At 74.4% G+C, this 14,343-nt stretch carries 7 protein-coding genes; 5 read left to right on the top strand and 2 right to left on the bottom strand.

The window, feature by feature from the left end; translation table 11 throughout:
• The first annotated feature begins 69 nt into the window (after positions 1–69).
• The 4 genes from OG898_RS05665 to nudC all read left to right on the top strand — a co-directional run bounded on the left by OG898_RS05665 (position 70) and on the right by nudC (position 10,527).
• Complete coding sequence (locus OG898_RS05665) at positions 70–3,723, top strand: UvrD-helicase domain-containing protein (protein ID WP_266955336.1); 3,654 nt, start codon at positions 70–72, stop codon at positions 3,721–3,723.
• Between the two features lie 434 nt (positions 3,724–4,157).
• Entirely contained in the window at positions 4,158–8,084 is a 3,927-nt protein-coding gene (locus OG898_RS05660) for a UvrD-helicase domain-containing protein (RefSeq protein WP_266955334.1), read from the top strand.
• 10 nt (positions 8,085–8,094) lie between these two features.
• A complete protein-coding gene (locus tag OG898_RS05655; protein WP_250741798.1) occupies positions 8,095–9,504 on the top strand; it encodes a dipeptidase in 1,410 nt (469 codons plus the stop codon).
• A gap of 81 nt (positions 9,505–9,585) precedes the next feature.
• Positions 9,586–10,527 carry an NAD(+) diphosphatase gene (nudC, locus tag OG898_RS05650; RefSeq protein ID WP_250741799.1) on the top strand — a complete coding sequence of 314 codons (942 nt, stop codon included), beginning with the start codon at positions 9,586–9,588 and terminating at the stop codon, positions 10,525–10,527.
• A 96-nt stretch (positions 10,528–10,623) separates the two neighbouring features.
• Here nudC and OG898_RS05645 read toward each other — a convergent pair whose 3' ends face one another.
• The gene (locus OG898_RS05645) at positions 10,624–11,493 is read right to left on the bottom strand and encodes an aldo/keto reductase (RefSeq protein WP_266955331.1); all 870 of its coding nucleotides are present in this window, start codon (positions 11,491–11,493) and stop codon (positions 10,624–10,626) included.
• 123 nt (positions 11,494–11,616) lie between these two features.
• Positions 11,617–11,877, bottom strand: a complete 261-nt coding sequence (locus OG898_RS05640) for a mycoredoxin (RefSeq protein WP_250741801.1) — start codon at positions 11,875–11,877, stop codon at positions 11,617–11,619.
• 158 nt (positions 11,878–12,035) lie between these two features.
• Here OG898_RS05640 and OG898_RS05635 point away from each other — a divergent pair, with 158 nt between their 5' ends.
• The gene (locus OG898_RS05635) at positions 12,036–14,201 is read left to right on the top strand and encodes an ATP-dependent DNA helicase UvrD2 (RefSeq protein WP_250741802.1); all 2,166 of its coding nucleotides are present in this window, start codon (positions 12,036–12,038) and stop codon (positions 14,199–14,201) included.
• Positions 14,202–14,343: the final 142 nt, after the last annotated feature.

Raw genomic sequence — 14,343 nt, 5'->3', positions numbered from 1 at the left:
ACCACAGCAGCAGCAACCGCTGCGGCAGCGACCGCCGCAACGGCAGACCCACCAGGACCGGCACCCCACGTGAACACCTCTTCCTCCGACGGCCACCGCCCCGAGCGGCGGCGTACGCGGAACCCGGACGCGTACCGCCTGGTGCGTACCGGTGCGGAGCGGGTGGATCCCCCTGTGCTGGACGCAGCGCAGCGGGCGGTGGTTGAGCACACCGGCGGCCCGCTGCTGGTCCTGGCCGGACCGGGCACCGGAAAGACGACCACGCTGGTCGAGGCGGTCGCGGCCCGCGTGGAGTCCGGGACGGACCCCGCGCGCGTCCTGATCCTCACCTTCAGCCGCAAGGCCGCGGTGGAACTGCGCGACCGGACCGCCCTGCGGCTCGGCGGCGCGCGCGCCCCGCAGGCCACCACCTTCCACTCCTTCTGTTACGGACTGGTCCGCGCCCACCAGGACACCGAACTCTTCGCGGACCCGCTGCGCCTCCTCTCCGGCCCCGAGCAGGACGTCATGGTCCGCACCCTCCTCGAAGGCCAGCGCCGGCTCCGCTCGATCCGCTGGCCGGACGACCTGCGGGCCGCGCTGACCACGCGGGGCTTCGCGGACGAGGTCCGCGCGGTCCTGGCCCGCGCCCGCGAGCTGGGCCTCGGCCCGTCCGCCCTCTCCGACTTCGCGTCCCGCCTCGGCCGGCCGGACTGGAAGGCGGCGGCGGCCTTCCTCGCCGAGTACCTGGACGTCCTGGACCTCCAGGGCACCCTGGACTACGCGGAACTCCTCCACCGCGCGGTCCTCCTGGCGGAGCGCACCCCGTCGCTCTCGTCCCAGTACGACGTGATCTACGTGGACGAGTACCAGGACACGGACGCCTCGCAGCTGCGCCTGCTGCGCGCACTGGCCGGCCCGGCCGGACGGCTGACCGCCTTCGGTGACCCCGACCAGTCGATCTACGCCTTCCGCGGCGCGGACATCAACAACATCCTCGACTTCGAGACCTCCTTCCCGGGAGCGCAGGTCCGCGCCCTCACCACCTCCCGCCGCTCCTCCTCGGCCCTCCTCACGGCGACCCGCCACCTGACCACCCGCATGCAGCTGCCGCGCCTGCCCTCGGCGGCGGTACGGGCCCACCGCGCGCTCGCATCGACCCGCGAGGGCGGCCGGGTCGAGGTGTTCACCTACCCCACGGCCGGCGCGGAACTGGACAACATCGCCGACATCCTGCGCCGGGCCCACCTGGAGGAGGGCGTGCCGTGGCAGGACATGGCCGTCCTGGTCCGCGCGGGCGGCCGCACCCTCCCGCACATGCGCCGCGCCCTGATCGCGGCGGGAGTCCCGGCCGAAACGGACGGCACGGACTCCCCCCTCCGCCACGAGCCGGCCATAGCCCCCCTCCTCACGGCCCTCCGCACCCTCGCGGAATCCGCCCTCCCCCCGACCACCGCCACCCCCGATCCCGGCCTGCCCGGCCCCGCCGAGGCAACGGACGCCTCCGGCCCCACCGAGGCCCCGCCCGCGGAGGGCGAGCTGCCCGACGGAGTCGGGGCTGCGTCGGGCGCCGCGGGCGCCGGGGCGGGCGAGCCTGCTCGCACCTCCGGGGCGGGTGGGCGGGAGACTTCCCCCGATGCCGAAGGCGGCATCGCCCGGTCCGGCTCAGCCGACGCTTCCGCCGGGGCGGAGGGTGGCCTCCTCGACGGAGTCCGGGGCGCTTCCGGCGACGAGGGCGGGCTTGCCCGCAATGACGGGGCGGGTGGGCGGGACACCTCACCCGTCGCCGAAGGCGGCACCGAGGAGCCCGGCTCCGAGACCGTGCCCGGCGCCGCCGGCGTGCCCGCCGCAGGCGAAGGGTGGATCGGTGTCGAGGCCGCGCTCGTGCTGCTGTCCTCGCCGCTGGGCGGGATGGACGCCGCCGACCTCCGCCGCCTCGGCCGCGCGCTGCGCGACGAGGAGCGGGCCGCCGGGGTCAGGACGCCCGCGCCCTCCGACGTGCTCCTCGCCCGCGCCCTCGCAGAGCCCGAGCGGCTCGTCGCCCACGACCCCGCCTACGCCCGCGGAGCGCAACGCCTCGGCCTGCTGCTGCGCAAGGCCCGCGAGCTGCTCGAAGGCGGCGGCACCGCCGAGGAGGTCCTGTGGACCCTCTGGGACGGCACCCCCTGGCCGCAGCGCCTCGAACGCAGCGCCCGCCGCGGCGGCCCCGCCGGCCGCAACGCCGACCGTGACCTCGACGCCGTCTGCGCGCTCTTCGACACCGCCGCCCGCGCGGAGGAACGTACGGGCGGCCGCGGCGCGCTCAACTTCCTCGAACAGCTCGAAGCCGAGGACATCGCCGGAGACACCCTCACCCCCCGCGCCGTCCGCCGCGAAGCCGTCCGCCTCATGACCGCGCACCGCTCCAAGGGCCTGGAGTGGGGACTCGTCGTCGTCGCGGGCGTACAGGAAGGGCTCTGGCCCGACCTGCGCCGCCGCGGCTCCCTCCTCGAAGCCGACCGCATCGGCCGCGACGGCCTCGCCGAGCCCCTCACCCCCGGCGCGCTCCTCTCCGAGGAACGCCGCCTCTTCTACGTCGCCGCCACTCGTGCGCGCGACCGCCTCGTCGTCACCGCCGTCAAGGCCCCCGCCGAGGACGGCGACCAGCCTTCCCGCCTCCTCACCGAGCTCGGCGTCCCCGTCAAGGACGTCACCGGCCGCCCCCGCCGCCCGCTGGCCGTCCCCGCGCTCGTCGCGGAACTCCGCGCCACCACCGTCGACCCCGACGCCTCGCCCGCCCTGCGCGACGCCGCCGCCCGGCGCCTCGCCCGGCTCGCCGTGCTCACCGACGACGAGGACCGCCCGCTCGTCCCCGCCGCGCACCCGCAGCGCTGGTGGGGGCTGTACGAGCCCACCCGCAGCAGCGTCCCGCTGCGCGACCGCGACCATCCCGTCGCCCTGTCCGGCTCCGCCCTGGAGCAGCTCGCCAACACCTGCTCCCTCCAGTGGTTCCTGGGCCGTGAGGTCAAGGCCGACGCCCCCTCCACCGCCGCCCAGGGCTTCGGCAACGTCGTCCACGTCCTCGCCGACGAGGTCGCCTCCGGCCGCACCCCCGCCGACCTCGCCGTCCTGATGGAGCGCCTCGACTCCGTCTGGGACTCGCTCGCCTTCGACGCCCCCTGGAAGTCCCGCCAGGAGAAGGACAACGCCCGCGCCGCCCTGGAACGCTTCCTGCGCTGGCACACCACCGACCGCGGGGGCCGGGCGACGGTGGCCACCGAGCACGACTTCGACGTCACCCTCGACGCGGGGGAGTACGCCGTCCGGGTACGCGGCTCCATGGACCGGGTCGAGGCCGACCCGCAGGGGCGCGCGTACGTCGTCGACTTCAAGACCGGCAAGTCCGCGCCGACCGCCAAGGAGGTCGAACGCCACCCGCAGCTCGCCGTCTACCAGCTCGCCGTGCGCGAGGGCGCCGTCGACGAGGTCTTCGACGGCCTGCGCCCCGCACCGGGCGGCGCCGAGCTCGTGCAGCTGCGCCAGGGCGCCGCCCAGCGCGAGGGCGGCGACACGGTGCCCAAGATCCAGGCGCAGCAGGCCCTGGAGGGCGGCGCCTCCGGCGAATGGGTCGGCGACCTGCTCGCCACCGCCGCCGGCCGGGTCCTCGACGAGCGCTTCGCACCCGTCCTCGGCAAGCACTGCGACCACTGCTCCTTCCGCGCCTCGTGCAGCGCCCGCCCGGAGGGCCGCCAGACGGTGGAGTAGGCCCTCGGCGGGGCCCCCGCGGACCGGCCGAGCCAGCCGGGACACCCCGCCCTCCGCCCTTGCGGCGCTGTCCCTGCCCCTACCCCCTGCCCCTTCCCCCTGCCCCTGCCCCTGCCCCTGCCCCTGAGCCTGAGCGTTGCCCCCGGCCCCCGGCCCCCGGCCCCTGCCCCCTGCCCCCCGGGCCTGCGGCCCTACCCCGGCCCGGCCCCTCCAGCCAGTCCGGCGTTTGAGGACCGGGTCCGGGCGGAGCCCGGCTGGGGGTCCCCCCGGACGGAGTCTGGGGGATGGTGGAAGGGCGGGTAGGGGAATCCGCCCCCGCAGGGACGGCCCGCCACGCGGGTTCCGTGCCACCACCGGCGCCCCCGCCCCCGCCGCCCCCCCCGCCCGGGGCTCGCGCGGCGGGGAGTGTCAGAGCGGGCGGATAGCCTTTTCACGTGTCCGCGCGTCCGTCCGTCCTCACCGATCCCGAGCAGCTCAAGGAGCTCCTGGGGATCCCCTTCACGCCCGAACAGATGGCCTGCGTCACCGCTCCGCCCGCCCCCCAGGTCATCGTGGCCGGAGCCGGCTCCGGCAAGACCACCGTCATGGCCGCCCGCGTGGTCTGGCTGGTCGGCACCGGCGCGGTCGCGCCCGAGCAGGTCCTCGGCCTGACCTTCACCAACAAGGCCGCCGGCGAGCTGGCCGAGCGCGTACGGACCGCCCTCGCGCGGGCCGGGATCAGTGATCCGGACCCCTCCCCGGCCGAGGCCGGCTCCGCGGGCGGCGAGCCGCGCATCTCCACGTACCACGCCTTCGCCGGACAGCTCCTCAAGGACCACGGCCTGCGCATCGGCCTGGAGCCCAGCTCCCGGCTGCTCGCCGACGCCACCCGCTTCCAGCTCGCCGCCCGCGTGCTCCGCGAGGCCCCCGGCCCCTACCCGTCCCTCACCAAATCCGTTCCGGACCTGGTCAGCGATCTGCTCGCGCTCGACGGGGAGCTCTCCGAGCACCTCGTACCGCCGGAGCGGCTGCGCGCGTACGACACGGAGCTCCTCTCCGCCCTCGCGGACGTGAAGCTGAGCAACGAGGACCTCCGCAAGGTCCCGGAAACCGTCCGGGGCCGCCTCGAACTCCTCGAACTGGTCTCCCGCTACCGCGGAGCCAAACGCTCCCGCGACCTCCTCGACTTCGGCGACCAGATAGCCCTCTCCGCGCAGCTCGCCACCACCCGGCCCGAGGTCGGCGCCCTGCTGCGCGAGGAGTTCCGAGTCGTCCTGCTCGACGAGTACCAGGACACCTCGGTCGCCCAGCGACTGCTGCTGTCCGGGCTGTTCGGCGCCGGCACCGGGCACGCCGTGACCGCCGTCGGCGACCCCTGCCAGGCCATCTACGGCTGGCGCGGCGCCTCGGTGGCCAACCTCGACGACTTCCCCGAGCACTTCCCCTACGCCGACGGCCGCCCCGCCACCCGGTTCTCCCTCAGCGAGAACCGGCGCAGCGGCGGCCGCCTCCTGGACCTGGCCAACGAGCTCGCCGCCCCGCTGCGCGCCATGCACGAGGGGGTCGAGGCCCTGCGCCCCGCACCGGGCGCGGAGCGCGACGGCTCCGTCCGGTGCGCCCTGCTGGAGACCCACGCCCAGGAGCTCGACTGGATCGGCGACTCCATCGCCCACCTGGTCCGTACGGGAACCGAGCCGCGCGACATCGCCGTACTGTGCCGCTCGGGCGGGGACTTCGCGCGGATCCAGGCGGTCCTCGTCGAGCGGGACGTCCCGGTCGAGGTGGTCGGCCTGTCCGGACTGCTCCACCTCCCGGAGGTCGCGGACCTCGTCGCCGTCTGCGAGGTCCTCCAGGACCCGGGCGCCAACGCCGCGCTCGTCCGGCTGCTCATCGGGCCGCGCTGGCGGATCGGCGCCCGCGACCTGGCCCTGCTGGGCCGCCGCGCGCGCACCCTGATCTCCCGCGCCCCGTCCTCCTCCGACGACGACCGCCTCGCGGCAGCCGTGGAGGGCGTGGACCCGGCGGAGATCGTGTCGCTGGCCGACGCCCTCGAAACCTTCCTGGACGGCGCGGGCCAGTCCGCCCCCGACCAGCTGCCCTTCTCCGCAGCCGCCCGGGTCCGCTTCGCGCACCTCGCGCAGGAACTGCGCGACCTGCGCCGTTCCCTCTCGGACCCCCTGATGGACGTCCTGCACCGCGTCCTGTCGACGACCGGCCTCGACGTGGAGCTGGCCTCGTCCCCGCACGCGCTGGCGGCCCGCCGCCGGGAGACCCTGTCGAGCTTCATGGACGTGGCGGCCGGCTTCGCCTCCCTGGACGGAGAGGCCTCCCTCCTCGCCTTCCTCGCCTTCCTGCGCACGGCGGCCCAGTACGAAAAGGGCCTGGACCACGCCCTCCCCGGCGGCGAGAACACGGTCAAGGTCCTCACGGCCCACAAGTCCAAGGGCCTGGAGTGGGACGTGGTCGTGGTCCCCGACCTCTCCGCCGGCTCCTTCCCGAAGGAGAAGGCCCCGGAGGCCTGGACCTCGTACCCGAAGGTCCTCCCGTACGCCCTGCGCGGGGACGCGCCGACCCTCCCTCCCACCCCGGAATGGACCTCGCCGGGCCTGCGCGCCTTCAAGTCGGCCCTGAAGTCCCACAAGGCCGTCGAGGAACTCCGCCTCGGCTACGTCACCTTCACCCGCCCGCGCTCCCTCCTCCTGGCCTCGGGCCACTGGTGGGGCCCGACGCAGAAGAAACGCCGCGGCCCGTCCACCTTCCTGACCTCCCTCTACGAACACTGCGCCGCGGGCCACGGCGAGATCGAAGCCTGGGCCGACACCCCGGCACCGGACGCCGAAAACCCGGCCCTCTCCACGGACACCACCCCGGACCACTCCTGGCCCCTCCCCCTGGACCCCACCTCCCTCACCCTCCGCCGCCGGGCAGCCACCCTGGTCGAGTCCTACCTCCACCCCCCGAGCGCCACGGGCCACCGGGGCGACGCGGGCCACCCGGGCGACCGGGGCGAGGCCGGCTACCCAGGAACGCCGGGCCACTGGGGCGGCGCGGACTACCAGGGGACCCCGGACGACCCGGAACACCGGGCCTCCGAGAACCACCGGACCTCCCCGGAGGACCCCTACCTCTGGCCCCCGCACTGCGAAGACCCCGCCTACGACGAGGAGCCCCCGGCCCCCTGGCCGGACCCGGCCGACGAACCGGACCCCGCGGACGCTGCCCGGCCGCAGGCCGGGTCAGGCCGGGGCAGGGCCGTGCCCGCCGCCGCAGGCGGGACCCCGCAGGGGGTCCGGGGCACAGCCCCGGTTTCGGGAAGGGGCGGGGTGGGGGAAGAAGAAGCCCCCCCGACCCCGGACGACCTGTGGCCGCAGGACGGGTACCGGGCCGCGCCCGGCCCGCGCTCCGCCGCGCCCGCCGCCGACCTGTGGCCGGAGGCCGAGGACCTGGCCAGGCCGCGCCCCGCCGCGCCCGCGCCCGACGCCGCCGACCTGTGGCCGGAGGACGAGGCCGGGGCCGGGGCCGAGGACGGCGACTGGGCCGCGGCCAAGCCCCGACGCCGCCCGGCGCCGCCGACCCGCACCGACGCCCCGTGGTCAGAGGCCGCCCCCAACCCCGGCCCCCTCACCCCCGAGGACGCACGAGCCATCGCCTCCTGGGACCGCGACCTCGACGCCCTGGAGGGCGAGCTCCGCCGCGCCCGCGAGGCCGTCCGCGACGTGGAGCTCCCGTCCGCGCTCTCCGCCAGCCAGCTGCTGCGCCTCGCCTCCGACGAGCAGGGCTTCGTACGCGACCTCGCCCGCCCCATGCCCAAGCCCCCGCAGCCCGCCGCCCGCCAGGGCACCCGGTTCCACGCCTGGGTGGAGTCCCGCTTCGACGAGCTTCCGCTGCCCCATCTCGACGTCCTCGACCCCCTGACGGACCTCCCCGGAGCCCAGCCCCCGGGAGGCGACGGTTCCGACCAGGACATCGCCGACGAGGCCGACCTCGACTCCCTCAAGGCGGCCTTCGAGCGCAGCCCGTACGCCGACCGGACCCCGTACCGCATGGAGGTCCCGGTCCAGCTGACCCTCGCCGGCCGGGTGATCCGCGGCCGGATCGACGCCGTCTACCGCACCCCGGACGAGGCGGGCGACGGCGGGGGCTACGAGATCGTCGACTGGAAGACCGGCCGCACCACCGAGGCCGACCCCCTCCAGCTGGCGGTCTACCGCCTGGCCTGGGCGGAAGCCACGAACACCCCCCTCGCCCAGGTCACGGCCGTGTTCCTGCACGTCCGCAGCGGCCGCGTCATCCGCCCCCGCAACCTCCCCGACCGCGCTCGTCTTGAGCAGATCCTCCAAGGCAAAACGGACACGGAAAGCGACCATCGAACGGACGGCTAGGCTCGTGGCCATGAGCGACACCCCGGCGGACAGCGTCGTCCGCACGTACATCGAGACCCACCGCGCGGCCTTCCTCGACGACCTCGCCGACTGGCTCCGCATCCCCTCCGTCTCGGCCCAGCCCGAGCACGCGGACGACGTACGGCGCAGCGCCGACTGGCTGGCCGCGAAGCTCAAGGAGACCGGTTTCCCGGTCACCGAGGTCTGGCAGACGGCCGGCGCCCCCGCCGTCTTCGCCGAATGGCCGAGCGAGGACCCCGCGGCGCCCACCGTCCTCGTCTACGGGCACCACGACGTGCAGCCCGCCGCCCTCGCCGACGGCTGGCACACCGACCCGTTCGAGCCGGTGATCAAGGACGGCCGGATGTACGGGCGAGGCGCCGCCGACGACAAGGGGCAGGTCTTCTTCCACACCCTCGGCGTCCGGGCCCACCTCGCCGCGACCGGCGCGTCCGCCCCCGCCGTGCACCTCAAGCTGATCGTCGAGGGCGAGGAGGAGTCCGGTTCCCCGCACTTCCGCGCCCTCGTGGAGCGCGAGGCGGCCCGCCTCGCCGCCGATGTCGTGATCGTCTCCGACACCGGCATGTGGTCCGAGACCACTCCCACCGTCTGCACCGGCATGCGCGGCGTCGCCGACTGCGAGATCGACCTGTTCGGACCCGACCAGGACATCCACTCGGGTGCCTTCGGCGGTGCCGTGCCGAATCCGGCCACCGTCGCCGCCCGCCTGGTCGCGGCCCTGCACGACGCGGACGAGCGGGTCACGATCCCCGGCTTCTACGACAACATCGCCGAGCTCACGGACGCGGAGCGCGAGCTGATCGCCGAGCTCCCCTTCGACGAGGCCGAGTGGCTCCGTACGGCCAAGTCGTACGCGGCTTCGGGCGAGGCCGGCTACTCCACGCTGGAGCGCGTCTGGGCCCGCCCGACCGCCGAGGTCAACGGCATCGGCGGCGGCTACCAGGGACCCGGCGGCAAGACCATCGTGCCCGCCTCGGCGCACCTGAAGCTCTCGTTCCGCCTGGTCTCCGGGCAGGACCCGTACGAGGTCGAGACGGCCGTCACGGCCTGGGTCGCGGAGCGCGTCCCGGCCGGAATCCGGCATTCCATCACCTTCGGCGCCCCGACCCGGCCGTGCCTGACCCCGCTGGACCACCCGGCGCTGCAGTCGGTCGTCCGCGCCATGAGCCGGGCCTTCGGCCAGAAGGTCCGCTTCACCCGCGAAGGCGGTTCGGGTCCGGCGGCCGACCTCCAGGACGTGCTGAACGCCCCCGTCCTCTTCCTCGGGATCTCCGTACCCTCCGACGGCTGGCACTCGCCGAACGAGAAGGTCGAGCTCGACCTGCTCACCAAGGGGGTCGAGACGGCCGCCTACCTCTGGGGCGACCTGGCCGCCCACTGGAAGCCGGCGTCCGCTTGAGCACGCCCCACCCGCCACCGCACACCCGTCCGTCCTGCTGAGCCTGCCTGTGTCCCACCACCGGGGGAGTTGGAAGTACCTGTGAGCACCCATACCGAGTCCGAGCGTCCGATCTCGCTGGCCGCGCCCAGCGGCATCGACCGCGCCGCGCACCACCGCCTCGACGAGGCGTGGCTCGCCGCGGCCTGGAGCCACCCCAGCACCCGCGTCTTCGTGGTCTCGGGCGGCCAGGTCCTGATCGACGACACCCCCGACGGCGGCACCGCGATCGTGATGACCCCGGCCTTCGAGGCCCCGGTCACCGAGACCCACCGGTACTTCCTGGGGACCGACGAGGACGGCGTACGGTACTTCGCGCTGCAGAAGGACTCGCTGCCCGGCCGCATGGACCAGTCGGCCCGCCCGGCCGGCCTGCGCGAGGCCGGAATGCTGCTCTCCGCGCGGGACGCCGGGCTGATGGTGCACGCGGTGGCGCTGGAGAACTGGCAGCGCATGCACCGCTTCTGCTCCCGCTGCGGCGAGCGCACGGTGGTCGCCGCGGCCGGGCACATCCGCCGCTGCCCGGGCTGCGGTGCCGAGCACTACCCGCGGACCGACCCGGCGGTGATCATGCTGGTCACGGACGACCAGGACCGCGCGCTGCTGGGCCGCCAGGTGCACTGGCCGGAGGGTCGCTTCTCCACCCTCGCGGGGTTCGTCGAACCGGGCGAGTCGATCGAGCAGTCCGTCATCCGCGAGGTCTGGGAGGAGGCGGGCGTCAAGGTCGGCGAGGTCGACTACATCGCCAGCCAGCCCTGGCCGTTCCCGTACAGCCTGATGCTGGGCTTCACGGCGCGCGCCGTCACCTTCGACATCACGGTCGACGGCGACGAGATCCAGGAGGCCCGCTGGTTCTCCCGCGACGACCTGCGCACGGCGATCGAGGCCGGCGAGGTCCTCCCGCCGGCGGGCATCTCCATCGCGGCCCGCCTGGTCGAGCTCTGGTACGGCAAGCCCCTCCCGAAGCCGGTCACGACCGGCTGACCGGCCCCGCGCCCGTGCACCGGCTGCACCGACGAAGGCCCCCGCTCCGGCGGGGGCCGCGTACGGCTGCCTCCCCCACGGGCACGTCGTACCGGCTCATGCCTGCTCGCCCGGGAGTGCGCTGCCGCCGCCGGACAGCCGGTCGAGGCGGAGGCGCTGGGCTCCGGTCAGCGTGAGGCCTTCCGCGGCGAGGTTCTCCTCCAGGTGCGCGATCCGCGACGTGCCCGGGATAGGGAGGACGACGGGCGAACGGCCCAGGAGCCAGGCGAGCGCGACCTGTGTCGGGGTGGCCCCGGCCTCGGCGGCCACGGCGGCGACCTCGGCCGTCGCCCCGGACCGTCCCCAGGCCACGGTGGCCCAGGGCAGGAAGGCGATGCCCGCCGCTTCGCAGGCGGCGAGCACGGGCTCGTGCCCCCGGTCGAGCAGGTTGTAGCGGTTCTGCACGCTCGCGATGTCGACGATCTCCCGGGCCGCGGCGAGTTCGCCGACGGTGACCTCCGACAGCCCGATCCGGCCGATCTTGCCCTCGGCGCGCAGGTCCCGCAGCGTGCCGATCTGGTCGGCGAGGGGCGTCTTCGGGTCCAGGCGGTGCAGCTGGAGCAGCTCGATCCGCTCGACGCGCAGCCGGCGCAGCGCCTGCTCGACCTGCTCGCGCAGCGCGGCCGGCCGGCCGTCCTGCATCCACTCGCCCGACGGGACCGCGCGGGCGATCCCGACCTTGGTGGTGACGTGGACCCCGTCCGGGTACGGGTGCAGGGCCTCGGCCAGCAGCTCCTCGTTGGCGCCCCAGCCGTACATGTAGGCGGTGTCGATCAGCGTGACGCCCAGCTCGACGGCCCGCCGGGCCACCGCGAGAGCGTTCTCACGGTCCGGGCCCGGGCCCGGGTCCGTGGGCAAGTGCATGGCCCCGAAACCGAGCCTGCGCACTTCCAGATCCCCGCCGATGCGGAACACGGTCGTACTCACGTGTTGGTTCCTCCCCCTTGATCAATGTGATCAAGGGGCCACGCTAACAGCCCAGTTGGCGGCTCCCCGCAACGCAGAAGCCCCCGCCGGGGCGGGGGCTTTCCGTGCGTGGGGCTCAGCACATCAGACGGCGAGGGCCTGCTTGACCTGGGCCAGGCTCGGGTTCGTCATGACCGACTCGCTGCCCGCGGAGGAGGTGACGAGGACGGTGGGAACCGTCTGGTTTCCGCCGTTCGCCTTCTCCACGAACGCCGCGGACTCGGGGTCGAGCTCGATGTTGATCTCGGTGTAGGCGATGCCCTCCCGGTCCAGCTGCTTCTTCAGCCGGTTGCAGTAGCCGCACCAGGTCGTGCTGTACATCGTGACGGTGCCCGTGTCCTGCATGCTGCGCTCTCCTCTGTGAAGGCTCGTTGGTCCGAGTACTCGAACGTACGGGACCGCGCGGCCATTCCCCGGCCCCGCATTTCGTACCGGTACGACCGGCGGGGCGGGCCTGTGGACAAGTTTCCCGGCCCCCTCACGAGACCTGGCAGCATGGCAGGGTGACATCAGCAACGCACTCCTCATCCATCACGCCCGGCGCCGACTCGGCCGACGCGGTGCTCCTGGGCCTCGACCCGGAGCAGCGCGAGGTCGCGACGACCCTGCGCGGGCCGGTGTGCGTGCTCGCGGGCGCCGGCACGGGCAAGACCCGGGCGATCACCCACCGCATCGCCTACGGGGTCCGTTCCGGCCAGCTGATGCCGGCGAGCGTGCTGGCCGTCACGTTCACCAACCGCGCCGCGGGCGAGATGCGCGGCCGCCTGCGCGAGCTCGGCGCCGGCGGGGTGCAGGCGCGGACCTTCCACTCCGCCGCCCTGCGCCAGCTCCAGTACTTCTGGCCCAAGGCGGTCGGCGGCGACGTGCCCCGGCTGCTGGAGCGCAAGATCCAGTTCGTCGCCGAGGCGGGTGCGCGCTGCCGCATCCGCCTCGACCGGGGCGAGCTGCGCGACGTCACCGGCGAGATCGAGTGGGCGAAGGTCACGCAGACGGTCCCCGCCGACTACCCGGCGGCCGCCCGCAAGGCCGGCCGCGAGGCCCCCCGGGACCTCGCCGAGATCGCCCAGATCTACGGGACGTACGAGCAGCTCAAGCGCGACCGCGGCATGATCGACTTCGAGGACGTGCTGCTCCTCACCGTCGGCATCCTGCAGGACCGCCACGACATCGCCGAACAGATCCGCACCCAGTACCAGCACTTCGTCGTCGACGAGTACCAGGACGTCAGCCCGCTCCAGCAGCGGCTGCTGGACCTCTGGCTCGGCGAGCGCGACACCCTCTGCGTGGTCGGCGACGCCAGCCAGACGATCTACTCCTTCACCGGCGCCACCCCCGACCACCTGCTGAACTTCCGCACCAAGTACCCGCAGGCCACCCTGGTCAAGCTGGTCCGCGACTACCGCTCCACCCCCCAGGTGGTCCACCTCGCCAACGGGCTCCTCGCCCAGGCCAAGGGCCGCGCCGCCGATCACCGCCTGGAGCTGGTCTCCCAGCGCGAGACCGGCCCCGACCCGGTCTACGCCGAGTACGCCGACGAGCCCGCCGAGGCCGAGGGCATCGCCCACCGGGTCCGCGACCTCGTCGCGGCCGGCGTCCCGGCGGGGGAGATCGCCGTCCTCTACCGGATCAACGCCCAGTCCGAGGTGTACGAGCAGGCCCTCGCCGACGCCGGAGTCCCCTACCAGCTGCGCGGAGCCGAGCGCTTCTTCGAGCGCGCCGAGGTCCAGAAGGCGATCCTCGCCCTGCGCGGAGCCGCCCGCTCCGGCGGGAACGACCGGCTGCTCGACGACGTCGTGGAGCTCGGCTCCCAGGTCCGCGCCGTGCTCAGCTCCACCGGCTGGACCAGCGCACCGCCCGCCGGCTCCGGAGCCGTCCGCGACCAGTGGGAATCGCTGGCCGCCCTGGTCCGGCTCGCCGAGGACTTCGCCCGCAGCCGGCCGTCCGCGACCCTGGCCGACCTGACGGTCGAGCTGGACGAGCGCAAGGCCGCCCAGCACGCCCCCACCGTCCAGGGCGTCACCCTCGCCTCGCTGCACGCGGCGAAGGGCCTGGAGTGGGACGCCGTGTTCCTCGTGGGCCTGACCGACGGCATGATGCCGATCACCTATGCGAAGACCGACGAGCAGATCGAGGAGGAGCGCCGGCTGCTCTATGTCGGCGTCACCCGCGCCCGGCACCACCTGACGCTCTCCTGGGCCCTCTCCCGGACTCCGGGCGGGCGGGGGTCCCGACGCCCCAGCCGCTTCCTGAACGGCCTGAGGCCGGGCTCCCTGGCGCCGGGAAGCAGGCCGGGCGGTCCGGTCGAGCCCGGGGCCCGCAAGCGGGGCCGCCGCGGCCCGGCCCTGTGCCGGGTCTGCCGCAAGACGCTGACCGACGCCGGCGAGCTGAAACTGATGCGCTGCGAGGACTGCCCTTCGGACATGGACGAAGGGCTCTACGAGCGGCTGCGCGACTGGCGCGCCGTCCAGGCGAAGGAGCAGGGCATGCCCGGCTACTGCGTCTTCACGGACAAGACGCTGATGGCCATCGCGGAGGCCGCACCCTCGCAGGAGGGAGAGCTCTCGATGATCTCCGGCGTGGGCGCCCGGAAGCTCGAGCGGTACGGAGCCGACGTGCTGGCCATCTGCGCAGGTGGGGAGCCCGGGACGGAAGATCCTGACGACGCGTAGAAACTCGTCGGAAAAATAGTTTGCACATGTCCAGCACGGCCCCATAGGTTCTTAGCAACGGAAACGGTGGCTTCTCCGAAGCCCCTGATCCGTGCTGTACTTATCCGAATACGCATGGGATCAGGCCTCCGGGCCGAAGTCC

The organism is Streptomyces sp. NBC_00193, from assembly GCF_026342735.1.
GTDB lineage: Bacteria > Actinomycetota > Actinomycetes > Streptomycetales > Streptomycetaceae > Streptomyces > Streptomyces stoeckheimensis.
This window is presented reverse-complemented; position numbering and strand designations above follow the sequence as displayed.